Origin of the sequence: Fibrella rubiginis, from assembly GCF_017353185.1 — a bacterium.
Classification (GTDB): Bacteria; Bacteroidota; Bacteroidia; order Cytophagales; family Spirosomataceae; genus Fibrella; species Fibrella rubiginis.
In genome coordinates this window covers 348,238-370,914 of the sequence record NZ_JAFMYV010000002.1, presented here as the reverse complement: position 1 = coordinate 370,914, position 22,677 = coordinate 348,238, and the positions used below count along the sequence as shown (strand labels likewise).

22 protein-coding genes and 1 other RNA gene are annotated in these 22,677 nt (G+C 55.6%); 10 read left to right on the top strand and 13 right to left on the bottom strand.

Annotated features, from left to right (window positions below; all coding sequences use genetic code 11):
• The first annotated feature begins 117 nt into the window (after positions 1-117).
• The 3 genes from J2I47_RS05085 to J2I47_RS05075 all read left to right on the top strand — a co-directional run bounded on the left by J2I47_RS05085 (position 118) and on the right by J2I47_RS05075 (position 2,586).
• Positions 118-951, top strand: coding sequence for an SMP-30/gluconolactonase/LRE family protein (locus tag J2I47_RS05085; protein ID WP_207363803.1), 834 nt, complete (start codon positions 118-120; stop codon positions 949-951).
• 25 nt (positions 952-976) lie between these two features.
• Positions 977-1,759: a glycoside hydrolase family 16 protein gene (locus J2I47_RS05080; RefSeq protein WP_207363473.1), complete on the top strand. Its 783-nt coding sequence runs from the start codon at positions 977-979 to the stop codon at positions 1,757-1,759.
• A gap of 275 nt (positions 1,760-2,034) precedes the next feature.
• Positions 2,035-2,586 (top strand): collagen-like triple helix repeat-containing protein, encoded by a 552-nt coding sequence (locus tag J2I47_RS05075; protein ID WP_207363472.1) that lies wholly within the window; start codon positions 2,035-2,037, stop codon positions 2,584-2,586.
• Between the two features lie 234 nt (positions 2,587-2,820).
• On the opposite strand, the gene J2I47_RS05070 is transcribed toward J2I47_RS05075, so the two are convergent.
• A complete protein-coding gene (locus tag J2I47_RS05070; protein WP_207363471.1) occupies positions 2,821-4,359 on the bottom strand; it encodes a S8/S53 family peptidase in 1,539 nt (512 codons plus the stop codon).
• 33 nt (positions 4,360-4,392) lie between these two features.
• On the opposite strand from J2I47_RS05070, the gene J2I47_RS05065 reads away from it, so the two are divergent.
• The 5 genes from J2I47_RS05065 to J2I47_RS05045 all read left to right on the top strand — a co-directional run bounded on the left by J2I47_RS05065 (position 4,393) and on the right by J2I47_RS05045 (position 8,524).
• Complete coding sequence (locus J2I47_RS05065) at positions 4,393-5,304, top strand: hypothetical protein (RefSeq protein ID WP_207363470.1); 912 nt, start codon at positions 4,393-4,395, stop codon at positions 5,302-5,304.
• Between the two features lie 10 nt (positions 5,305-5,314).
• The gene (locus J2I47_RS05060) at positions 5,315-5,992 is read left to right on the top strand and encodes a hypothetical protein (protein WP_207363469.1); all 678 of its coding nucleotides are present in this window, start codon (positions 5,315-5,317) and stop codon (positions 5,990-5,992) included.
• Positions 5,989-7,095: an ATP-binding protein gene (locus J2I47_RS05055; protein WP_207363468.1), complete on the top strand. Its 1,107-nt coding sequence runs from the start codon at positions 5,989-5,991 to the stop codon at positions 7,093-7,095. Before J2I47_RS05060 ends, J2I47_RS05055 begins: the two co-directional genes overlap by 4 nt.
• 102 nt (positions 7,096-7,197) lie before the next feature.
• Entirely contained in the window at positions 7,198-7,821 is a 624-nt protein-coding gene (locus J2I47_RS05050) for a response regulator (RefSeq protein ID WP_207363467.1), read from the top strand.
• Positions 7,822-7,927: 106 nt separating this feature from the next.
• Positions 7,928-8,524, top strand: a complete 597-nt coding sequence (locus J2I47_RS05045; protein WP_207363466.1) for a DUF4082 domain-containing protein — start codon at positions 7,928-7,930, stop codon at positions 8,522-8,524.
• Between the two features lie 17 nt (positions 8,525-8,541).
• Here J2I47_RS05045 and J2I47_RS05040 read toward each other — a convergent pair whose 3' ends face one another.
• From J2I47_RS05040 to J2I47_RS04985, 12 genes are all read right to left on the bottom strand, one after another.
• Positions 8,542-9,939, bottom strand: a complete 1,398-nt coding sequence (locus J2I47_RS05040; RefSeq protein ID WP_207363465.1) for a sensor histidine kinase — start codon at positions 9,937-9,939, stop codon at positions 8,542-8,544.
• A 311-nt stretch (positions 9,940-10,250) separates the two neighbouring features.
• Positions 10,251-11,300, bottom strand: coding sequence for an acyl-CoA reductase (locus J2I47_RS05035; protein ID WP_207363464.1), 1,050 nt, complete (start codon positions 11,298-11,300; stop codon positions 10,251-10,253).
• Between the two features lie 225 nt (positions 11,301-11,525).
• Entirely contained in the window at positions 11,526-12,203 is a 678-nt protein-coding gene (trmD, locus tag J2I47_RS05030; RefSeq protein ID WP_207363463.1) for a tRNA (guanosine(37)-N1)-methyltransferase TrmD, read from the bottom strand.
• A gap of 79 nt (positions 12,204-12,282) precedes the next feature.
• Complete coding sequence (gene rimM / locus J2I47_RS05025; protein WP_207363462.1) at positions 12,283-12,855, bottom strand: ribosome maturation factor RimM; 573 nt, start codon at positions 12,853-12,855, stop codon at positions 12,283-12,285.
• Between the two features lie 170 nt (positions 12,856-13,025).
• Entirely contained in the window at positions 13,026-13,730 is a 705-nt protein-coding gene (locus J2I47_RS05020) for a 30S ribosomal protein S16 (RefSeq protein ID WP_207363461.1), read from the bottom strand.
• Positions 13,731-13,826: 96 nt separating this feature from the next.
• Positions 13,827-14,270, bottom strand: an RNA gene (gene rnpB / locus J2I47_RS05015) — RNase P RNA component class A.
• A 78-nt stretch (positions 14,271-14,348) separates the two neighbouring features.
• Positions 14,349-15,146 carry an alpha/beta fold hydrolase gene (locus J2I47_RS05010; RefSeq protein ID WP_207363460.1) on the bottom strand — a complete coding sequence of 266 codons (798 nt, stop codon included), beginning with the start codon at positions 15,144-15,146 and terminating at the stop codon, positions 14,349-14,351.
• A gap of 28 nt (positions 15,147-15,174) precedes the next feature.
• Positions 15,175-15,603, bottom strand: coding sequence for a putative toxin-antitoxin system toxin component, PIN family (locus tag J2I47_RS05005; protein ID WP_207363459.1), 429 nt, complete (start codon positions 15,601-15,603; stop codon positions 15,175-15,177).
• On the bottom strand, positions 15,575-15,781 hold the full coding sequence (locus J2I47_RS05000; protein WP_207363458.1) for a hypothetical protein: 207 nt from the start codon (positions 15,779-15,781) through the stop codon (positions 15,575-15,577). Before J2I47_RS05000 ends, J2I47_RS05005 begins: the two co-directional genes overlap by 29 nt.
• Before the next feature lie 79 nt (positions 15,782-15,860).
• Positions 15,861-17,285, bottom strand: a complete 1,425-nt coding sequence (locus J2I47_RS04995; protein ID WP_310587624.1) for a DUF4403 family protein — start codon at positions 17,283-17,285, stop codon at positions 15,861-15,863.
• A 7-nt stretch (positions 17,286-17,292) separates the two neighbouring features.
• The gene (locus tag J2I47_RS04990) at positions 17,293-18,288 is read right to left on the bottom strand and encodes a Smr/MutS family protein (RefSeq protein ID WP_207363456.1); all 996 of its coding nucleotides are present in this window, start codon (positions 18,286-18,288) and stop codon (positions 17,293-17,295) included.
• Positions 18,289-18,384: 96 nt separating this feature from the next.
• Positions 18,385-20,475, bottom strand: a complete 2,091-nt coding sequence (locus tag J2I47_RS04985) for a TonB-dependent receptor (protein ID WP_207363455.1) — start codon at positions 20,473-20,475, stop codon at positions 18,385-18,387.
• An 81-nt stretch (positions 20,476-20,556) separates the two neighbouring features.
• Here J2I47_RS04985 and J2I47_RS04980 point away from each other — a divergent pair, with 81 nt between their 5' ends.
• The gene (locus J2I47_RS04980) at positions 20,557-21,399 is read left to right on the top strand and encodes a penicillin-binding transpeptidase domain-containing protein (RefSeq protein WP_207363454.1); all 843 of its coding nucleotides are present in this window, start codon (positions 20,557-20,559) and stop codon (positions 21,397-21,399) included.
• A 104-nt stretch (positions 21,400-21,503) separates the two neighbouring features.
• The gene (locus J2I47_RS04975; RefSeq protein WP_229374293.1) at positions 21,504-22,655 is read left to right on the top strand and encodes a spore photoproduct lyase family protein; all 1,152 of its coding nucleotides are present in this window, start codon (positions 21,504-21,506) and stop codon (positions 22,653-22,655) included.
• Positions 22,656-22,677: the final 22 nt, after the last annotated feature.

Below are 22,677 nucleotides of genomic sequence, written 5' to 3'. Positions count from 1 at the left end.
TTAGGATGCAACATACACTAAACCCAATCCAGCATGCGCTACCAACACCGGTACATCCTGACCACATGCCTGCTGCTTACCCAGCTGCCTTTTACCCATAGAGCCTATAGCCAATCCATGGATTCGATAAAGACAGTAAAGCCGGGCGCAACGCTCGTGCAGGTTTCGGACCAATTTAAATTTACGGAAGGCCCCGCCGTTGACAAGAACGGGGTTATCTATTTCACCGACCAGCCCAACGACAAAATCTGGCGGTACGATACCGACGGCAAGCTGTCGGTGTTTATGGACAAAACCGGGCGGTCCAACGGATTGTATTTCGACAAAAAAGGGACCTTGTACGCCTGCGCGGATGAAAAAAATGAGATCTGGGCCATCAGCCCGTCGGCGAAACCCACGGTGGTACTGTCGGGGGTGCAGGGGCAGAAATTAAACGGTCCCAACGACCTGTGGATCGACCAGAAGGGCGGCATCTACTTCACCGACCCCTACTACCAGCGCGACTACTGGGAGCGAAAAAAACCCGACATCGACGGACAGAAAGTGTACTACCTCGCCAAAGGCAAACAGGAACCCGTAGTGGTTGATGGCGACCTGAAGCAGCCCAACGGCATTGTGGGTACGCCCGACGGCAAGCACCTGTACGTGGCCGATATTCGGGATAACAAGACCTACAAATACCAGATCAAACCAGACGGCACCCTGACCAACCGGCAGCTTTTTGTGACGCAGGGGTCAGACGGCATGACGCTCGACAACCAGGGCAACGTATACCTGACGGGGCGGGGCGTGACCGTCTATGACCCGGCAGGAACCAGGCTTGGCAATATCCCCGTGCCGGCGCGGTGGGTGGGCAATGTCTGCTTTGGCGGAAAAGACCGCAGCACCCTGTTCATCACGGCCTCTGAGTCTGTCTACACGCTGTCAATGCAGGTAAAAGGGGTAGAATAGCCCCGTCAACCCATAGCTTTCACTCATGAAACACCTCCTTCCCTTCCTCCTGCTCTGCACGGCAACCTACGCCCAGACCACGCCCCAACGCAAGCTTGTCTGGGCCGATGAATTTACCAAAAACGGCCTGCCTGATTCCACCAAGTGGGGTTACGACGTGGGCGGCAACGGCTGGGGCAACCACGAACTGGAATTCTATACGAAAAACCGCCCCGAAAATGCCCGCGTCGAAAACGGTAACCTCATCATCGAGGCCCGCAAAGAAGCCTACCAGGGCAGTCAGTACACCTCGGCCCGGCTGCTGACCAAAAATACCGCCAGCTGGACCTACGGCCGGTTCGAGGCCCGTATTAAACTGCCCGACGGACGCGGCACCTGGCCCGCCTTCTGGATGCTGGGCAAAAACGTCTCGACCGTTGGCTGGCCTTTGGGTGGTGAAATCGACATCATGGAGCACGTTGGTTTCGATCAGGGTGAAGTACATGGCACCATCCACTGCGAAGCCTACAACCACCGCAAAGGCACCCAGAAAGGCAAGCACACCACGGTAGCCACGGCCTCAACGGCGTTTCACGTTTACGCCGTCGACTGGACGCCCGACCAGATCGACTTCTATGTCGACGACCTCAAATACAACTCTGTGAACCGCGCCGAACTGGGCAGCACCGAAGCACAGTGGCCGTTTAACAAACCGTTTTTCCTGCTGCTGAACCTGGCCGTAGGCGGCGACTGGGGCGGGCAAAAAGGCGTGGACGAAACAATCTGGCCCCGCCGTATGGAGGTCGATTACGTACGGGTGTACCAGTAGAAACACGTACTCAGCCGTTTGGTAATACCTGATTTATTACCGTTGGCTCATTGGCAAATGGCTGATGACTCTGTTTTGAGCAGGCGCAAAAAAGCCTTCTACAGCTCGTAGAAGGCTTTTTTGTTGCTCCAGCAGGTAGTTCTAGCAGCATCGGGCAAGCACGTATAAGTGCGTAGTACCGCAAATATGGGATACATAGCCGGGGGCTCTCTGCTCAATTTTGTCACGGGCAACCGATCAGCCACATACCAAAACAAACGGTGTTGCCCAACGCCATGACAACACGCCCTTCATTCCGCACGCTACTCGTACTCATTACTGCACTGGCCATATCGGTCAGTGCCTGTCAGAAAGCCAAAGACGGCGAAGTAGGCCCGCAGGGTGCCACCGGTGCCACCGGGCCAGCCGGACCCAAAGGCGATCCCGGCGCGGCAGGCCCTAAAGGCGACCCCGGCACCGCCAACGTGATCTATTCAGCCTGGATCGACGTGGCTTTTACAGGCAGCGGCACCACGTATACCGGTAATATCACGGCCCCTAAAATTACGCAGGACGTGCTCGACAAAGCCGACATCCGCGTGTACTGGAGCGAAAGCAGCCGGGTAATTACCCTGCCCTATGCTGAAGTAGTTGGCACCACTGCCTACACGGTTCACCAGCGTTTCTATGTAGGCCGGGTAGAACTAAAAGCCAGCTATGCCCTGAGCACCCAAAAAATGCGCTACGTAATCATTCCCGGCAGCGTAGCCTCAGGCCGGGTCGGCAACGACGGTATCGACCGCAATGACTACGCCGCCGTAAAAGCCTATTACCACCTACCAGACTGACTTTGCTGGCTATTCCGCCTACATCCGCACCCCTATAGCTCTCTCCTATCCACACTCTACCTGAAAAGTGAGTCCCCGCCCTCTGCTGAGGTGGCGGGGACTTTTGCGTATCACCTTTTATGGGATAGACAAGCCTATCTGGCTACTTCATCTTTGTAGCAGGCAACCCGGCAATATTACTAAGCCACCGGACTGTTTGCCACGATGAGACAACCAACGAAGCAGTTAACCAGCCTAATGAGTCGTGCAGTAGGCATCCAGTTTAACCAGAAGATCAGCCATGAGGGGCATCTTATAAGTGGTTGCCGCACCCGTACCCATTGGTTGATTCACGGCACGCAGCCAGTTACGTAGTTCGCCAGGCGGAATTACCTTACCGTATTGCGCGCGGGCAATGCTCTGAAGGCTGCACACAATACCCGCCACAATGGTAGAGGCGGCAGAGGTGTCGGTGAAAGTGGCAGGTGTTGGTCCAACGTTGACCACCGTCCGGATCTGGTCGCCCCATACGAAGACATCAATACGTGGTCCTGAATTGGAGTTGGCTCTACGGGTATACCGGTGGTTTACAGCCGGAGGAGTGGGGTAATTGGTAGACCCTATCATAATGGCCCCCGAATCGGTGGTAGTATTGATAGTAGAGGTGCCATTTCCTGCTGCTTCCACCACCGCGATACTTACTGGTGCACTGGTAGCACACTTGATGATATCAAAAATCGTGGAATTCTGGTTTTCCAGCGGTAGCTGGCCCGCACTGGTGCCTATCTGAACCAGTATAACGCCGGTTTTGTCCGTTACGATTGGTCCCGATGCATTCAACTTGGCATTTAACAGTGCTGAATGATTGTCCTGAATGCCATTTGGGCCATCTACTGTGCTCAGGTATACGTCTGTTTTGGGGACCAGCCCAACGTAAGGCCGAGACGGAACTGAAAAACGGGGCAGCAGCACCCCAAGCGTGTTGGTGCCGTGGTCAGTTGCTCCGTCGGGGTTTGGATTGGGGTAGTTGGCAGGTGGAATCGTGTAGAGTGGTGTGATATTCCGCATCCATTGATGGTCAATAATGGCCAGTCGAACGTCTTGCCCTGTGCCGGGCTGCGGTCGGAGCCAGGCCTGGTCGATACCCAGTTCCTGCATGTAATTCTGGCATGAGCTGATGGGCGGAGGGGCTATGGGGGCGGGGCCACTTCTAAACAGGGTGAAAATAACCCGAATAATAACCCGGACTATAGCAACAATGAACCGGATTAGTCGGGCTAAGAGCGAGATGGTGCGAGGTTGCCCAGACACTGGTTTGTTGGCGTTGGGGTGATGCGTCAGGGGCACTCTTTCGTCGTCGGGCTGGGCTTCCAGGTAGGTAACCCCCTGAACGTCTACTAGCTTCCGCCGTTCGGTTTCGGGCGGAATTTCCCCCTTCGGATTAGACAGCCTGAAGTAGTTCAGGTAGTTGACGCCATCGGGCCGGTTCAGCCTGTAGTACCGCTGAAAATCAGCAATTGCCCTTGGCGAACTACCTTTAAATAAAAAGGAGATACTAAGGTTATTCTTCTTCGCAAAATCAACGACACGTTGCTCGTCCATCGGGGTAAATTGGGCACTGGACTTTGTGTAGGTATCGGTGTCAGGCCTCAAACGCCCATTCTCCTGGGGGCTGGTATCGGTGACTAATTCGGTATAGACGTCAGTAAACGTGCTGTCTGTGGCTTCCAGCGACTTCAGCCAGTTAGCTGATAGCTGTACAGAAGGGTCGATTTTTAAAATCAGGTAGGGCATGGATTTTCTTTTTTACCTAAACTAATCAATCTAATGCATCCACTCCACACTGCCCCCTGCGACGATTCGCTGGGGAACCCTGCCTCCCTTGAAGCCATGCTGGCCGAAGACAAGGCTGGCTACATGCCCGGTCACACGCCCGACCCGTTTATTCTGGCCCGCCACAACGGTCTGATGAAGGCCACAAAAGACTTCAAAAAAGCGATCACCAAATTCACGGTGCAGGGGCCAATGGTGAAACGGACGGCCCGGCCTATTTTCATCACCAAAGCCATGCTGAAGCAATTAGTCTACGAACACGACGGCACCCACGGCCTGCAATTGTACTGGGGGTTTGTGCCACAATTAAATGGCGTGGATGCAGCCTGGGACCCGATCAGCAACAAAAAGCCCTGGCCGACGCTCGATTTTAGGCTCCTGATCGTACCGACGAAATACGGAGCCGCCTTCGACCATGACAACCCATCACCTGAGCAGCGGGCGTGCCATATCACGCTCACTCCCAGTAAGATATACGCCCCGAAGACCAACCAGCCCAATGCGCCCTACGTCTGGCAGGATGCCACCCTGGGCGACCGCCAGGACCTGAAAGCCAGTCAGGTACACATGTGGCCATTTGACCCCGACACTGATCGCCCTAAGTCGTATTTTATTGGCCGCTACCGGCTGTATAATGACCTGCTGCAAAACCATGCCATGATTCGGATCGAGCCGATGGTGTTTACATCACCCGACGCGACAGGCCGGTCTGTTACCCAGGTGGGGCTGGTTATGGCCGGGGTAGATCGGGAAAGTGACCCTTGGCCAGCATGGAGCAAGGCCCCCGATGAGCCGGGCGATGGCCCAAAACCAACAATCTACTGGACCAAATATATCGACACCGTCACGGGTGCCTATTGTACCCTGCCCTGCCGACCCCACTGTCCGGGAGGCGAAGGCAACTAACCACGTTACTATGAGCAACCAACTCCTGATCTGGTACATCGGCGTGGCCGCCAACGTCCTCCCCATTGTGCTCGGCCTGTGGAGTTGGCAGCGGCTGAATAGCCCACTGCGGGCTATCTGGGGGGCGTTTGTGGTTAGTGGTGTGCTGGTTATCTCGTCACTGATTACCCGTCATCTAGGCATAACGGCCAATGCCCTCTATTACCTGGGGCCAGTTGCCTATGCCTGGCTGTATTCAGTTGCCTTCAGATCAGTTGTTGACAATCAGCGCCTGCAATGGCCCATCCGGGTGTTCCCGGTGGCGCTGATGCTGCTGTTGGGTAGTATGGTTATGTTCCGGGGCGTAGAATCCTTTTCGGTATGGGGCTATGTAGCGTCTGATAGTTGGGTGATTTGTCTAAGTTTGGTGTGGTTTAATGAACAACTGGCCCATCGCCCCGATCAGTCATTACGGGCCACGCCCTGGTTCTGGATTAATATGATGCTGCTACTCGAAAAGCTCTATAGCCTGTTCTTTGCCCTCACCGGCCAATGGCTCTACGGCTACCACGAGCAATTGTTCAACGTGTTGCTGATGGTGGTGTCGCCGCTCATAATCTGGGGTAATGCCCTCATGGCCTGCATGGGTATCTGGAAACAGCAACAGTTGACCAAACAACCCGCTCACCAACCTGTTATGACCGAATGACCCGTCGCGTACTGATTTGTCTGTTGGGTTTGCTGTCCTGGTCCGAACTGCCCGGTAGATGCCAGTCGGTTCGGATCAGGCAGTTTTGTAGCCTCCACGATTCAGTCTGCTTCAACCTCAACCGCCCCATCCTGCTTGATTACAAGCAAAACTACGTGGGCATCACGTTTCAGGACACCCTGCGACCCGCCGACGCCCAGTATGCCTACAGGCTCAGCAACGTCGATTTTGACTGGGTACAGGCGGGCGACAGGCGGGTGGTGACCTACTCTAACCTAAACGGCGACAACTATACGTTTCAGGTGAAAAACGTGCGGAGCAACAGCCCGCCAACCCAGTTCAGGTTTGACGTAGAACTGGCCTTTTACCAGCGGTGGTGGTTCCTGCCCGTTTTGTTTTTAGCCATGCTCGTGGTGCTGGGCATCGGTATTTACCTGGCCTTTCTGGTGCGGCTGCGGCAGGTGCTGCGGATGCAGCGTGTACGTGACCGCATTGCCCGCGATCTGCACGACGATATGGGCAGCTACCTCAGCAGCATCAGCATCCTGAGCCAGACCGCCCGCCGCAATGCCCTGCGCAATCCCGAAAAAACGCAACAGGCACTCGACAGCATTGGCCAGACCGCCCGGCAGGTCATCGACCGTATGGGTGACATGGTCTGGAGCATCAACCCCTCTCACGACTCCATGAACGACGTGCTCGCACGCATGACCGACGTGGGCAATACGCTGTTTAGTGATACCGACGTGGTATTTAACCTTTCCGTAGCCGACGATGTGCAGGGCATGAGCCTGTCGGCCGAGGTGCGGCGCGAGTTTTTTCTGATTTATAAAGAAGCCCTGACCAATGTGGCCCGCTACGCCAGGGCCAACGGTATCCGGGTCACGCTACGCCGCGAAGGCCACAACCTGGCGCTAACGGTACAAGACAATGGCTGCGGATTCGACCCGGCCAACCCCACCTACCGCAACCCCGGCGGTGGCAACGGCCTGCGCAACATGCAGGCCCGCGCCAAGCTGATTGGCGGCGAACTAACCCTACAGTCGGCCCCCGGCGAAGGTACCATTATTCGGCTACTGGTAGCAGGTGGCGGGGCGAGCTGACCGTTGCCGAAACAGGCCCTGCCACTCCCATGATTATGGTAGCTGTTGCTGCGCCGGAGCCAGTACCTTCGCTTATCAGCCAACTACAAAAACCAGCCCATTATGGCCATACGGGTATCTATATACGAAGACAACCAGCCCCTGCGCGAAGCACTCAGCGCCCTCATCACCGACGAGGACGACTATACGCTGGTGGGGGCCTTTGGCGACTGTCTGCACGCCAACGACCAGACCTACAGCCTGCAACCTGACGTGGTGCTTATGGACATCGACCTGCCGGGCCGCGACGGTATTCAGGCCGTAACAGGTCTCCACCGTGAGTTTCCCAACGTCGACGTACTTATGCTCACCGTCTTTGACGACGATGACCGGGTGTTCCGGGCCTTGTGCGCAGGGGCGTCGGGTTATTTGCTCAAACAAACCACACCCGACCAGATTCTGGAGGCCATCCAGTCGGTCTATGCCGGTGGCGCCCCCATGACGCCGAGTATTGCCCGGAAAGTAATCCAGACATTCCCTGCCCGGATTGGGCATTCGGCCGATCTGGACCAGCTCACCACCCGCGAAAGCCAAGTGTTGCAGTATCTGGCTAAAGGTCTGAGTTATAAGCTGGTGGCCGCCGAATTAAACATCAGCGTTGAGACCGTGCGAACGCACATCAAGCGTATCTACGAAAAACTCCACGTTCACTCCGTGACCGAGGCCATAGCAAAATACCGGGGGTAGCCAACAGGGCAGGTAGTTTCCACGTCACCCTTTCATGGGACGCGGCGGGATGAAAATGGGCGGAGATTTACACCGAATTAATTGGCTTTCCGCCGCTATCCCCATCATGAAAACCCAATCTGTTTCCGTTAACCCAGGTTATTTGGGTGTGTTTCTGCTCCTGCTATTGGCATCGACAAGCTGCAAAAAAGGAGGCGATGCCAAACCCGAGGAAACGCCACTGAGCAGCTTCGTTAAAGGCGATGCCTCACTGGCGATCACCACCCGCACGTCGGGCCCCTGGGAATTGGGCGTTGTTTTCAGTTCGTCGGCGACGGGCAAGATCACCAAAGTAGGGAGCAAAATGCCTGAGCCAGGCAGCTACCGCATCATTATCTGGGACTTTACCACGAAGACGGTGCTGCGTCAGAAGACAATTGAACAATCCTCACCCGATGCACTGACGATGGAAGGGATTGACGCGCTGACCATCGAAAAAAGCAAAAAGTACCTGATTAGCATCAACAGCCAGTCGGGCGGGGTAAACAAGAAATATACCACCATCAACCGGACGAGCGGCACGCTGTTTCCGGCAAACACGGGCAGTATTTTGTTACAGAATGCCTGCTACAAGTCGACTGCCACGGCCATCTTCCCCGACGGAGTTACCAACGTGACCAGTGAACTGTACGGCTATCCGGAGTTTGCCTTTGTGGCTGATTAACGTTATCAACCGTGGCTTTATTCCTGTAATTCAGCCGGTTGCGACTGATATGTTTTCATTTTAGCCGGACACGTCAGCGACAGCGTAGTACCTTCGCCGGGGCTGGACCGGATGGTAAGGTGGCCACCCAGGTCTTCGGCACGCTGACGCAGGCTGGTAAGGCCGTTGCTGCCCACCCTTGTTACCTGGGTATTGAACCCAACGCCATCGTCACTCACCGTAAGCCGCAGGTGCGCTTCGGTGCAGATAAGGTTCACAGACACGTGGCGGGCCGACGCGTGGCGCATGGTATTGTGCAGCATCTCTTTGTAGATCAGATACACTGCCCGCTGCATGTCTGGAGTCAAGTCAGTGCAGCTGTGGGCCGTGGGCAGGTCGAGATGCAGGTCAACGGGCTGACGGTCAAATAACGCATAAGCCGTTTCGCGCAGTCGATAGACAAAGTCGTCGCTCGAAGAAGGACTGGCGGCCAGGCTCCACACGATCTGCCGCATGGTAGTCAGCACCTGCCGGGCCGACTCGCCAATGAGCCGGAGCGTGGCGCGCGCCTCGTCGGGCTGGCTGACCAGCAGTTGGTCTGCCGCCTGGCTAAGCATACTAATGCCGCTGAGGTCGCCGCCGATATCGTCGTGCAGATCACGGGCAATGTCGGCCCGAATACGTTGAAGCTGCTGCTGTTTACGTTCGTTTTCCTGCAATTGCGCAATCAATTCGGCCTGAACAGCCACCCGTTCGCGCTCCGACTGCCAGTTTCGCAGCGACAGGCCCAGCGTGAAACAAAGCACTTCCAGCACCACGCCCAGTTGCATAAAGCTGATGGGAAACGTGAAAGCAAAGGCCCGCTGCATGGTAAACAGGCTGGGCACATAATTACCCCAAAGGGCAATCAGGCAACCTGCTGTAAAGAAAAAAGATCCCACCACAAAGTAGATCATAACGGGCTGGCGAAGCCGGAAAATGCGGGGCACAACCCAAAGTGCAGCACTAGCCAGCACCAGCCGGGTAGCCACGTAGATACCCGACCGCAGGAGCGGCGATCCGTCCATCAGATACAGCAGTGCTTCGGCAATCGTATGGCAGCCCAGCAGAAGCAGCATGGCCTGTAGCAGCCGGTCGCTCGGTGGGTCGTTGCGCCTGAAATCCATCAGGGCCATAGCAAACCGAATGTAGAGGGCAAAGGCAATGGTCTCGGTCAGCGTGACCATGTAGCTGGCTCCCGGCTGGTAATTCGGGTTTTCGTACTCCAGATCGTCATAGCGAAAGGTGACCGTCACACAAAGGATATAAACGGCGTAGTAGGCATACACAGCCTTACGCTGTTGCCAGTATGACAGCGCTGCGTAGACGGCCATCATCAACAGCATTCCATCAAAGAAAAGCCGTAGGTGGGGATACGTTACGGGCAAAATAGACATGGTGATGTTACGACCGGGAGGCGGTTGGGTTGGGTAAGCTTACATAACCGGAAGGTAGTATTAGAAAGTTACATAAGCAAAAAAACGCAAATCGTACAAGTATAATTACCTGTTTTATTATACAGTTTTAAATAGTGATATCAACAGCGGCCAGTTGAAGCTGGTCATGGGAGATCCTTTCCCACACACTTTCCGAATGGCCATCAGGGGCAATCCTGGCTTACTTTTTTAGAATATATGAATCCGCTCCGGTCTCGAGCGATTGGCATACTTTTTTGTCTACATCATGAATAGTACACCTCATATCGTCTTTACAATTGCTGTAAAAACGCCATTGTGTCAACTCCATCGGCGTAGTCGTTCAGGCCGGGGCGCTGGGTGGTGCCGAAGGGAATTGAACCGGGGTACCAGCCTGCCGCCGAAACGACAACCTGAATCTTTTCGGCATGTTGGGCTAACAAATCACGCAGGTGATCCAGACTGGCATAGGTTTGGTAATACACCACCGAAATGGGCGACACCAGATTGCCGGGGGTACTGTCTGGGGTCGGTGTGACCATTAAAAAGCCGTTATCCAGGTGTTCAACGCGGTTTACCAGGTAAATCGACTTGTTGTAGTCGTAGTTGTTCTGGTACTTGTGCAGGTTCAGATACTGGTTCATCCGGGGTTCGAGCGTACGCAGCAGGGGCACAAAATCGAAGGGTTTTCCATCGAGTTCGTCGGGAACAAACAAGGTCGATACGTTACGGCAACCCAAACCGTAGTACGTCAGGATATCGTCGCCGAGGCGTTCCAGCTGGGCGTCATCTTCCACCCCCGTCAGCACCCCCACCGACGTGCGGTTCTTGCGAATAACGTGCGGCTTTTTAGCAAAGTAATACTCGAAATAACGGGCTGTGTTGTCGCTGCCGGTGGCAATGAAGGCATCGGCCGCATTCAGCCGGTCGACGATCTCAATGCGGTCGGCGAAAGCCGGTTCCACCGTGATCAGTTGCTGAATCAGGTACCGCATCAGCATTTCGTCCTGACTGCTCAGTTTGGCCATGATGCTGTGACCGCTGATGAGCACACAGAGCAGGTCGCTGAACCCCACCGCCGGAATATTCCCGGCCATAACCACGCCTACCTTTCTGGGCGTTTCCGGCTCAGCCGGATATTGAGCCAGCCAGTCTGTTAACGCCTCAGCCGCAAGCATTTGCGAGGCAATCGCATCCAGTGCCAGCAGGCAATTGGGCACGGTAAACCAGTTATTTTTCGAGTTGGCCCGATAGGCGGCCTCCTCTCGCTCGGCTAGCCGAGTGGGGTCACGCAGGCGTTCACCGAGTTGTATAAATGCGTGGAGTCGTTGTTGACGGAACATAAAAAAGTCTTCAGTTAATAGTTTTCTGTTTACTGTTTTCTGTTGCTTCGCGCTGCAGTGGGCTGACGCACGGCCCTTCGACAAGCTCAGGGTGACACCGGGCTGGCGCACCAGGCCACCAGAGCAATCATCTTGAGCTGATTCAACTTCCCTGTCACCCTGAGCTTGTCGAAGGGCCGTGCGTCAGCCCACTACAGCGCGAAGCAACAGAAAACAGAAAACAGATTATTCCCCTAACAGGTCCGGCCTCCGCGCTCTTGTGCGGGCCAGGGCCTGTTCGTGCCGCCAGTCATCTATCTTAGCTTCGTGGCCCGACAGCAATACATCGGGAATGGTCCAACCCTCAAAATTGGCCGGGCGGGTGTAGATCGGCGGGGCCAAAAGGCCATCCTGAAACGAGTCGGTGAGGGCCGATGTTTCATCACCCAGTACGCCCGGAATCAACCGTATCAGGGCATCAGACAGTACTGCCGCCGCCAGTTCGCCCCCCGATAACACATAGTCGCCGATGCTGATTTCGCGGGTGATGAACTGTTCGCGCACCCGCTCGTCTACGCCTTTGTAGTGCCCACAGAGAATGATCAGGTTCTGCGCCAGCGATAGCCGATTCACCAGTGGTTGCGCCAGCCGTTCGCCGTCGGGTGTCATATAGATCACGTCGTCGTAGGTGCGTTCGGCCTGTAGCTTACGGATGCAGTTGGCAATGGGTTCGATCTGCATCACCATGCCCGCGCCACCACCAAATGGATAATCATCTACCCGACGGTGCTTGTCGGCGGTGTAGTCGCGGAGGTCATGCACCAGCACCTCGGCATGGCCTGCCTGTTGCGCCCGCTGCAGAATGGAGTAGCCGAAGAATGAATCCAGAAGCTTTGGCAGGCAGGTGATAATATCAATTCTCATGACTTTTGACGCTCGATTTTAGGCATCAGACTAAACAATCGTTGATCGGACGTTCAGTGTCCAACGTCCAAAATCCTGTTTATCTTTCTTCATCCGGGTCCGCATCGTCGGGCTTAGCGTTTACGTCAGAGAGGTATACGGCCAACAGCCCTTCGGGGAGGGCCACATGGAGCGCTTTGGCTTCCCGGTCAACGGTCTTCACGATCGCACTATTGATCGGAATCAGCATTTCCTGCCCCTTGTAATTCATCTCGATCAGGTCCTGTGTGGCCATCGTTACCACCGACGACACCGTTCCCAGAGCACCATCAGCTTCATCAATTATCTGATAACCAATGATTTCGTGGTAGTAGAACCGGTCGGGATCGGTGATCTCCTCTAAGTTATCGAGGGGCATCCAAAGCGGGCAGTTAATGAGTTTTTTTCCCTCATCAATCGTGTCAACGCCCTCCAGTGCCACAATAGCCCGATCACGGTTGATGGATATTGATTCGATAAAATACGGCAGCAGTTCACCCCGCACCTCGATCAGGATCGACTCTAAATCATCGTATTCGTCGGGGTCGTCAACGTCCAGAAAAAACACCACTTCGCCGTGGAGGCCGTGGGTTTTGGTGATATGCCCCAGTTGGAAACAATCGTCTTTCGTCATAAGTAGGTGAGAGCCAAGAGGTAGGGAGCAAGGGATGAGCGCTAAGAATTAAGCTGTACGTTTTTCTTACTTCTTGTCTCTCGCTTCTAATCTCCTGCTTCGTCTTATTGTGATACGCAAAGAGCCTGCTCGGAAGAACAGGCTCTTTGCACTACCGGTATTGAAATGAATTAAGCAGCGGGCTTGTCGTCAGTCGACGTTGCCTCAGCAGCAGGAGCCTCATCGGCCTGGGCTACGGGAGCAGCTTCGGCAGCAGGAGCTTCTTCAGCAGCCGGTGCTTCGGCTTCTACTGAAGGTACACCAGCTTCCATTTCTGGGGCGGCGGGGGCTTCAGCAGCAACGGCTGCAGGAGCGTCGTCATGCGCGTCGGCTACTTCAGCTACTGGCTCAGGTGCTACTTCGGCAACGGGCTCTTCCACTTTGTATTTGGCGGCAATGGTTTCAGCACGGGCGGCGCTTACTTTCTGCTCGGCAGCCAAACGCTCCTGACGAGCTTTATCCTTGCTCTGCACTTTTGTGTCGGCTTTGGTAGCCACACGGTTTGCTTTGTCGTCTTTCCAGGCGTTAAATTTCTCATCGGCCTGCTCCTGCGTGATAGCACCCTTCACCACACCCACTTGCAGGTGTTTCTTGAGCATGATGCCTTCGTGCGAGAAAATAGAGCGGGTGGTGTCGGAAGGCTGAGCACCAACCATCAGCCAGTAAACGGCCCGGTTGGCGTCGAGGACAATACGAGCGGGGTCATTATTGGGGTTGTACGAACCGATTTTCTCGATGTACTTCCCATCACGGGGTGACCGTGATTCGGCTACTACGATATCATAGATAGCCATGCGTTTGCGTCCACGACGCGTCAAGCGAATTTTAACTGCCATTTTCTGGAGTTTTTTCCCGGCAGGAGCGAATCCTGCCGAAGGGGGAGCACGTCCCCCGGGTTAAACATGGCCGCAAAGGTAAGAAAAAAAACGCAACAAAGGCCCGAATCTATAAGCCGGATTCTGTCGGCCCGACCGTACCCGTGGGCGCGTCGGACCGTCTTATCATTTATCTGGGAGGGCCGTCACCGACCCCCTCTATCGACCTACCCGTACCGGTCGCCACCCGAAGGCGACGAGGAGACGAGCCGCCCCACATCCGGCACTGTTTGGTCTTTCAGCCCCTAAGGTTTATCCTGCCCCGCATGTCGCCATCCGGGCGGTGGTCTCTTACACCCCCTTTTCACCCTTACCGGGGTTAATGAGTGACGGTCCGATGCATCGGACCGTCACTCATTAACCCCGGCGGTATATTTTCTGTGACACTGGCTGTCGAACGGTGGTTACCCGCCGCCCGCCTTCCCGTTAGGAAGTAGGGTGCCCTATGCTGTCCGGACTTTCCTCCCCACCCGAAAGCAAGGCGATAAGACGATCCGGGCCGTTGTTGCGCGGGGCAAAGGTACGGAGGAAAGCAGGAAGGGAGGAGAGGAGGAAAGCAGGAATAGCTACTGCCCACTGCTACTTCTTTAAAAACTCTACCACTCGCTGGCCGAACTCAGGCGTGCGCATGGCCCCGCCGTGGTCGCCGGGAACGGTGGCGAGGGTGGCATGGGGGAAGGCGGCGGCGAGTTCAGAGGCCTTGCCGTTGTCTTCGTCTTTATCACCCGAAATGACCAGTACGGGCTGCTGAACGCGTTTTAGCTCAGCCATCGTGGTCACGGGCTGAAACTGTTGCATGAACTTGAGGGCGGTGGTATCAGCCCCTGATTTAACGGCGTAGTCCACGGCGGGTTGCAAATCGGGGTGGCTGCCGGGCTTGGCCAGAGCTTCGTAGAAATTACGGCGGCGGAACCAGTTTGGATCGGTGAAGCCTGTGCCCATACCACCCAGTACGGCTTTGCGGATGGTGTTTTGGGGTGCAATGGCCAGCATTTTCGCCGCAATAATCGATCCCCGCGAGTAGCCCACGACATCGTAGCTTCGATGGCCCAGGTGCTTCATTAAGGCAATTACATCCCTGGCCTCTACGTCGTTCATGTACGCCTTTGCCTCGTGTGACCGATCAGAGCGCCCATTGCCCCGCAGATCGAGCGTAACCACCGCGAACCCACTGTCGACCAGCATTTTCGTTACCGCCGCCCGTTTCCAGGATTCGCCGTTGCCGATGAAACCGTGAATCAACACCACCGCCGGACCGTTCCCCTGGGTGTCATAATGAATCTTTGTGCCGTCGGCGGCAGTAAACAGCGGTTCACGAGTAGTCTGTGCCTGAGCTAATTGAGTCAGGAAAAGGAGGGTAAAGAGGAGGTGTTTCATGCTATGTTTTTAGAGAGCCAGGCAGCAATTATTCGATCAAGGAAATCATCTGAAGAAATTGATTCATATTTAAAATCGTCGTGCTTCGGTAAAGTCCTAAAACCAACAAGTCCTGATCGCCAGTCACTAAAAAATCAGCTTGGCAAGCTTCGCAGATTCCTAAAAGATAATTATCATCTACATCCCGCACAATAGACGGAATAGTCTCTATTGTAGTCTTTTTCATAAACTTCAGAGCAATTACTTTGAAGCGATGAACATGTCTCGGCGATACGATCTTAGCAAACTTCGCACGCTGAATCACATCGTCAAATTCAGCCATCAATTCAGGCGCGTAGAACACCTGCACCTGAACGTCTCTCAGAAGTTTATAGTAGAGCGTACGACGTGATTTTCGGCTGATACAGGCCGATACAAACCAGTTGGCATCAAGAACGACTTTGAGCCTTTTTTTCATTTCGGTATGCATTGATTTCTTGCTGAATCTCCTCAGCTGACATGTCGACATCGGGCATCTCAGCGTCCAATTCGTCAAAAAGATCATCAAGCAAACGAACCTGAATTTTCCTGGCAATAGTGCGCCTATCCTTGGGTGAGAAGGACTCAAACGTTTTTATAAAATCGGTCTGTGTCATATCTATTCATCGGCTACCTACTTGGGCAGACATATCGTTTCATCACCTACAACAACAAAATTACCACAAATAACACGGCTCACAGCCCTGCTACTTTCACGTCTACTTTACCGTTGGCGTAGACCACGGCGACCATAGCGGTGGGGGTTAAATAGACCTGATCGGGGCGAACGTCGGTGATTTTACCTTTCAGCGTCACGCCTTTAGCCAGCGGATAATTCGTTAGCCGCTCCTGCACCGATTGCCTGATGGCGTCGATCTGATCGCCGACGGGAAAGGCCATATTTTTCTCCATCGTCTTGGCTAACGTACTCTGCAACAGCCAGCTGGCGGCACGCTGCAGCAGATTTTTGGTATCCAGATCGTAGGTCAGATTCCGCAGGGCAACCGTCTTGGTTTGCGGGTCGTAATAGGGCTGACCACGCAGGTAAATATCGCCAGTGACGCTGCCGGTAATACCTGCTTTGACGATGAGGTTATCGTTTTGACCGTAAAGATCAATGTCGGTTACGGTGACGTTGTATGCTCCGTCTCTAAACGAAAACGACTTGCCAACAAGCTGTTTCTTAGCCAGTTCGGCCACTTCGGGATAGGTTGCTTCGGCAATGATGCCCACCCGAAAGTCATCTTTTACCGTTGGCACCACTGTCAGGTCGGGCAGGGCGGCGGCGGGGCGGACGGGGGGCTTGGGACCAATGGTGGTGAGCGTGTGCCCCTCCAGCCCGATGGTGGTACGGATCTCGCCCTGCTCGAACCGGAGGGGCGTAATCAGCACCCGGCGCGGCACTACCGACAGCCACGTACGAAATTCTTCCGACACGTTATATGGCTCCCGCACCAGGTTCCAGGTACGCAAAACAGGCGTTTTCAGGTCAATGTTGGCCTTTACCTGCTTATCCAGCGCCGCCGTGATAGTGCCCAGATTGTTGTCAATCGCCTTTCTGACCAGGCCCGTAATGGGAATGTCGAAGCCCACGAGCCGCACCGTCGGCGTGGTTACGAAGTCATAGCCTTCTGCCCTGGTTTGGGTCGAAACGCTCCAGTCGGGGTCGATGGAAAAGCGGGTGGCAAACTTCAGGTCAATCTCGAACGTGGTTTCGCCACTCTGCATGAAACCGAGCACTTTCTTGCCGGCCTTTGCCCAGATTTTCAGCGGCACCTGGAAATAGAACAGGCTGTCGCCCTTCACTACGCCCGCCGACACCCGGATGGGTGCGCGTTTCCAGACATTGGTCATAAACGGCGTACCGTCACCGTCATTGTCGAACGAGTTGTCTTCGTAAATCAGCCCGTTCACCTGGGTGTTGATCTGCCGTTCTACGTCGGCCAGGGCAATGGATACGGGAATGTTGACCGTCGACAGCAGCGATTCATTATGTACATCCATGTTGGTAGCCTTGTAGTTGGCCGTGGGAGCCGTAGGATTCAGCCGACCGCTGTTTGGCGAACAGGCAGTGAGAGCAAATAGCAGCAGGCAGTAGCAGTAAGCAGTGCCTGCTGCCACACCCCTTTTATTTAAGCGTAACCTTGGTGGCACCGTAGCCGAATTTCTGTTTTTGGGCATCTTCGAAAAAGCGAACGTTGGGGTGGCGACTCAGCTGGCGGTGGAGTTCCTGCCGGAGTTTACCCGTACCCACGCCGTGAATAAACGTAATCTCGCCCATACCCGACGCAATGGCGTTCTCTAAATTTTTCTCGAATGCCCGCAACTGCACCTCCACAATCTCGTCGGGCTTTCGGCCCGAATTGCCCGTAGGCAGCAGCTTTTCGATGTGCAGGTCTACCACCGAATTAGGCCGTTCTACGCTAACTATAGCTACATCCTCATTGGGCGTGAGCATGGCCGTTTTAAGCCCGTCAGACGTGGGTGGTGCCATGCTGGCGTTAGTGGTTTCGTCGTCGAGCTGGAAGACGTGACCAGGCTGACCGAGCACAGGTACGATCTGCTTGTTTTTGTAGAATGCCTGGGCGCGGGGCTTTAGTCGTTTCACCAGCGGCATCCGGGCGGGCTGACCGCCACCGGGCCGAAAATACAGCGCCTGCGCCAACAGCGTGGGCCACTGCTCGAACTTAGCCATCGCGTAGATTTCGGCCATTTTTACCTGCGTCTTCGCTTTCATGGTCCCGCTTTGAAGGCCCCGGTAGCTTCCCTCCCGCTCTTCGGCCAGGGTAAAGAGCACCTCCCAATCGGTGTTGTTCACGAGATACAGGGCTACGTCGCGGTCGTTTTGGGGGACATAGGCAAGATAAAAGCCGACACTCGCCAGCACCTGCCCCGGTTGCCCCAGCGGTCGTTGCGGCGCAAACGCTTCACGCACCTCAGCCGCCTGCCCCGACGGCTTGAACCGCTCGGCTTCCATGGGCGACACGACTACTAATTCCGACTGCATGACGGGTATTCTGAAGCCGTCTTCGATCTCAATTTCAACCTGGTTGCCCGACAGAAACCGCGTAATAACGCCCTGTTCTTTTGCCCGCAACATGCGCACTTTATCACCGATGTTCATAGATTTTGTTCAAACGTTCAACGTCTAAAGTCTAAAGTTGCCTGACTAGCGAACATCCAGCCTACAAACATTGGCCATTAGACGTTGAGCTTTAGACTATCTTATTCCCAACCGCAACCCGACCGTAAAGTTTCGGCGGGGGGCGGCGTTGTAATAGCGGTTACCTACTGCGTTGAGGTCGTAGCCGAGGCTATAGGTTTGATCCAGCAGATTATCACCACCGGCGTACAGGTCTGCCGTTATGTGCTTACCAATCAACTGCTTATAACCGACTGTAGCCTGCAGCAAACGCGTGGGGTCGGCGGTGGCGGTATTGGCGTCGTTAAGGACAAACGGCGTGAGAAACTGGTAGGTAACGTGCGCATAGAGTCCCATTGGTAATAGTGCATCCAGCCCCCAGACACCCGTGAGCGGGGCCACACCAGGTACTTTTTTGCCCGACAGGTCAACCGCCAACTGCTGGTAGTTCAGGTAAGTGTAGTCGGTGAGGGTCAGGCTCTGCCATACTTTCAGGACGGGTCCGCTGGTGGTAACGCGGGCGGGCAGCAGGTCATAACCGAGGTAGCTTTCCAGACCCAGTTGCTGGGTACGTCCTGCGTTGACGAAATACTCCGCGCCGTTGGCCAGCGACCGCCGCACAATAGTGTTGCTGAGTTGCAGCGAATAGCCTACCACGTCGAACTGAAGGCGGTTGAACAGTCGTCCGCGCAGGCCCAGTTCAGCCTGTATGCCCCGTTCCGGCTCCAGATCGGCGTTAAAGAACCCCGCCGACGAAAGCACTTCCTGGCTCGTGGGGGCCGAATAACCCGAACTGACGTTAAAAAATAACGCGGCCTGTTGCCCCAGTGATTTCGACACGGCCACCCGCAACAGGCCAACGGGTGTGAACGCACGGTTCTGCTGACCAGGACCCGGTTTGCCCGCGATGGAAAAGCGCGTAAACTGGTACTGCGTCTGGTTATAGCTTAGCCCCAGTGTACCGACCAACCCAAGCGGCAACTGGATTTCATTCTGCAGAAACACGTTCCACTGCTGCGCCCGAAGTTCATCGTCAGTTTGGAGCGTGTCGATCTGGCCTTTGCGATTACCAAAGTTGCGGTCGATGGTGCGGTTTGTCTGCCATTCGCCGCCCATTGTCAACGTATAGGCACCACCGGTGGGGCTGAACCGCGTTATGCTCCGCCCGCCGAGGCCCTGATCGGTACGCCGTTCGTAGTTGGTAATGAACGGGTTGTTGAACTCCGTCGATGAGGTGTAGAGTACGTTGGTGGTCTGCCAGCGCGGGTTCCAGATGTAGCGGTGCGATACCCCCAGGTAAGCCACTTTCTGGTTGATGGCTGCCCCCTGTTCGGCGCTGCCGGGGAGGGTACGGGTGGCGGGGCGCGAAGCAGCGGGGTTGGCCCGGTACTGGGCTTCGGTGAGGCCGCCGGGCGTTTCGTAGTACAGATCCGAGTAGATAAACAGGCCCGTCAGCGATTGCTTTTCGGTCAGGGCTACGGTGCCGGTAAGAGCCAGGTTATCCCGCACCGACCGGCTATGGTCGCGGTAGCCATCGGCTTGCAGGTGGTTTACACTCACCGTTATGTTCGCCGATTCTCCCGCCGACTGTGCCAGTGCATTGTATCCCTGCTGCCCGTAGCTGCCGGCCAGATAGCCCACTTCTACCTGGTTGGTGCCCGCCACCGTGGCGGGTCCGCCCAGCAGCACCGTACCACCCGTATTCGAGCCGTAGAGGCTGCCAGAGGGGCCTTTGATAACTTCCACCCGACCCAGTATCCGCACGTCGAGGGCGTTGAGGGGCGTGTTGCCGGCTGCGTCGGTGAGGGGCATATCCTGGTAATACACCCGCACGTTGCGCACCCCAAACGGCGACCGGATCAGGCTCCCCCGAATCGAGAGCCGGTAACTCCCCGGCGACCGTTCGTCCATGCGCACCCCCGGCAGGGTGTTCATGGCCGATACCAGCGTGGGCGTAGCAAAGCGTTGGGTAAGGTCGCGGCGCGAGAGCAGGCCCACCGACGCCGCCGTGTTCAGCAACGACCGGTTCGACTCGTAGGCGCGTACCACCACTTCGTTCAACGGTTTGGCGGTGAGGGTATCAGCGGTTAAGTCCGTAGATTGCGCCAGTAGTTGATGATTAGCGAAAAGTGCGGCAATCCAGCCGTAGCGTAGTAGAAAAACGTTCATCTGGAATCAAAAGTAGGCACGGGGTTTGTACCTGTTGTCATCAAGCCCCCTCCGTACAACTTATCTCCGTCTGTTTTCGTCATGCTCCGGCTCAGTTTATTCATTTTTCTTAGCCTGATCCTTCTGGCAGAGCGTGCCGCATATGCCCAAACCACCACCGAACGCCCTGATTTACAACTCGTTTTCGACAGCCTTCATGTCAACGGCGTTTTTCTGCTACTCGACGTCTCGGCCAACCAGTTGACGGCCTATCGCCCCGATGAATGCCGCCGGGGCACGCTGCCCGGCTCGACGTTCAAGATGGTAAACACCCTGATTGGCCTGGAAACGGGCAACCTCGCCGGACCCGAAACCGTTATTGCCTGGGACGGGGTGAAGCGGTTCGTGCCGGACTGGAACCGCGCTCACACGCTGGAATCGGCCTTTCGGGGGTCGGTGATACCCTACTATCAGGAGCTAGCCCGGCGCATCGGCCTCAACGACATGCGCAGCTATCTGGACAAGGTCAAGTTTGGCCATATGGTCGTGAGCCGCGCCACGCTCGACCAGTTCTGGCTCACGGGTTCGTCGACGGTTTCGCTCGTTGATCAGGTGTATTTCCTGCAAAATCTGTTGGCCGGTGCTGTACCCTTTTCGGCTGATAACCGGGCCATTCTGCGGTTTCTGATGCGAACTGAATCTACACCTGCCTACAAACTCTTTGCCAAAACGGGTTGGGTTGGATTTGGGCGAAACGAGGGACTGCCCGCCCCACTGACCCCAACTGATTACGGTTGGTACGTGGGCTACCTTGATCGCGCTGATGGTCGTCAGTTCATTTTTGCCACCCGCCTGGAAAGCCCCGCCCCCGTACCCGAACACTGGCCCGCCGCCCGCAAGGGTGTGACGGTGGGGTGCCTGCGGAAGTTGGGTGTGATCAAGTAGGTTTGGCTGTCAGCTTGTACCTGGCGGCAATAAACAGGCAGTAAATAATTCGTCAAAAATGGCCAAAATGGAGCCATTAAGGCCGTTTTAGTGTTTTCTATTCGATGGAAGATGTGCTGTTGAATCGTGTAGAAGGAAGCCCGAAAGTTGACCAGCGGTCGGCGCGGGTGTGGATGCCAAAACGGGTGCTGTTTACGCCCGACGCCCTGAACGAGCCGTATGGCCAGCAGATTTACGAACGCGTGTCGGCGCTGAACTTGCCCATCGAGGTGATGAAAAATAATCGGCTTACGGGCCTCCGGGGGGCCGACGACCGCGAGACGTATCGTATTGCCAAAAACACGCTGGCCATTGTCAACGCACCGCCCAGCGCCATGCGCCTGCAACCCATTCCGCCCTCGGCCGACTGGCAGATGAACCTGGCCGAAGGCTGCCCCGCTCACTGCCAGTACTGCTACCTGGCGGGTAGTTTGGCGGGGCCTCCGGTGGTGCGCGTCTACGCCAACCTACCCACCATGCTGGCTAACACGGCCAGTTACGAAGGCACCTACCCGCCCAATGCCACCTGGCAAAACAAAGACGGTCAGGCGGGCGCACGACCCACCTCGTTTGAAGTTAGTTGCTACACCGACGTGCTGGGCATTGAACACCTGACGGGCGGCCTGGCCGAATGCATCCGGTATTATGGCGGGCGCGAAAATGGGCAGCTCCGGTTTGTGACGAAATATGATGGGGTAGACAGCCTGCTCGACCTGCCGCACAACGGCCATACCCGCGCCCGCGTGAGCCTCAACACCGAATCGATTGCCCGAAAACTGGAAGGGGGCACGGCCTCCGTGGAAGCGCGGTTGCAGGCCCTGCGTAAGCTGGCATTGCCCAAAGACCTGGGGGGTGGTGGCTACCCCGTAGGCATCATCCTGGCCCCGATCATGCCGATCCCAAACTGGCAGGACGAATACAGCCACCTGCTCGACCGGATTCATGAGGCACTGGATTACAGCACGTTAGGGAATCAGCTGGATCTGAACGTCGAGATGATCAGCCACCGGTTTACGCCCGGCTCGAAAGATGTGCTCATGCAGTGGTACCCCAACACCTCGCTGGATATGGACGAGGCAGGTCGGTCGGCGAAGCGCAACAAATTCGGGGGTACTAAATACGTTTACCAGCCCACCGACATGCAGGCCATGAAACGATTCTTCTATGACGAATGGGCGAAACGTTTCCCCGACGCGCCAATTTTGTATTGGACGTGATGAGGATTTGGGATTGTGGATT

Coding starts and splice junctions, on each gene's coding strand:
- J2I47_RS05085 (WP_207363803.1), top strand. CDS start 118: ATGGATTCGATAAAGACAGTAAAGCCGGGCGCAACGCTCGTGCAGGTT.
- J2I47_RS05080 (WP_207363473.1), top strand. CDS start 977: ATGAAACACCTCCTTCCCTTCCTCCTGCTCTGCACGGCAACCTACGCC.
- J2I47_RS05075 (WP_207363472.1), top strand. CDS start 2,035: ATGACAACACGCCCTTCATTCCGCACGCTACTCGTACTCATTACTGCA.
- J2I47_RS05070 (WP_207363471.1), bottom strand. CDS start 4,359: ATGCCCTACCTGATTTTAAAAATCGACCCTTCTGTACAGCTATCAGCT.
- J2I47_RS05065 (WP_207363470.1), top strand. CDS start 4,393: ATGCATCCACTCCACACTGCCCCCTGCGACGATTCGCTGGGGAACCCT.
- J2I47_RS05060 (WP_207363469.1), top strand. CDS start 5,315: ATGAGCAACCAACTCCTGATCTGGTACATCGGCGTGGCCGCCAACGTC.
- J2I47_RS05055 (WP_207363468.1), top strand. CDS start 5,989: ATGACCCGTCGCGTACTGATTTGTCTGTTGGGTTTGCTGTCCTGGTCC.
- J2I47_RS05050 (WP_207363467.1), top strand. CDS start 7,198: ATGGCCATACGGGTATCTATATACGAAGACAACCAGCCCCTGCGCGAA.
- J2I47_RS05045 (WP_207363466.1), top strand. CDS start 7,928: ATGAAAACCCAATCTGTTTCCGTTAACCCAGGTTATTTGGGTGTGTTT.
- J2I47_RS05040 (WP_207363465.1), bottom strand. CDS start 9,939: ATGTCTATTTTGCCCGTAACGTATCCCCACCTACGGCTTTTCTTTGAT.
- J2I47_RS05035 (WP_207363464.1), bottom strand. CDS start 11,300: ATGTTCCGTCAACAACGACTCCACGCATTTATACAACTCGGTGAACGC.
- trmD (WP_207363463.1), bottom strand. CDS start 12,203: ATGAGAATTGATATTATCACCTGCCTGCCAAAGCTTCTGGATTCATTC.
- rimM (WP_207363462.1), bottom strand. CDS start 12,855: ATGACGAAAGACGATTGTTTCCAACTGGGGCATATCACCAAAACCCAC.
- J2I47_RS05020 (WP_207363461.1), bottom strand. CDS start 13,730: ATGGCAGTTAAAATTCGCTTGACGCGTCGTGGACGCAAACGCATGGCT.
- J2I47_RS05010 (WP_207363460.1), bottom strand. CDS start 15,146: ATGAAACACCTCCTCTTTACCCTCCTTTTCCTGACTCAATTAGCTCAG.
- J2I47_RS05005 (WP_207363459.1), bottom strand. CDS start 15,603: ATGAAAAAAAGGCTCAAAGTCGTTCTTGATGCCAACTGGTTTGTATCG.
- J2I47_RS05000 (WP_207363458.1), bottom strand. CDS start 15,781: ATGACACAGACCGATTTTATAAAAACGTTTGAGTCCTTCTCACCCAAG.
- J2I47_RS04990 (WP_207363456.1), bottom strand. CDS start 18,288: ATGAACATCGGTGATAAAGTGCGCATGTTGCGGGCAAAAGAACAGGGC.
- J2I47_RS04985 (WP_207363455.1), bottom strand. CDS start 20,475: ATGAACGTTTTTCTACTACGCTACGGCTGGATTGCCGCACTTTTCGCT.
- J2I47_RS04980 (WP_207363454.1), top strand. CDS start 20,557: ATGCTCCGGCTCAGTTTATTCATTTTTCTTAGCCTGATCCTTCTGGCA.
- J2I47_RS04975 (WP_229374293.1), top strand. CDS start 21,504: ATGGAAGATGTGCTGTTGAATCGTGTAGAAGGAAGCCCGAAAGTTGAC.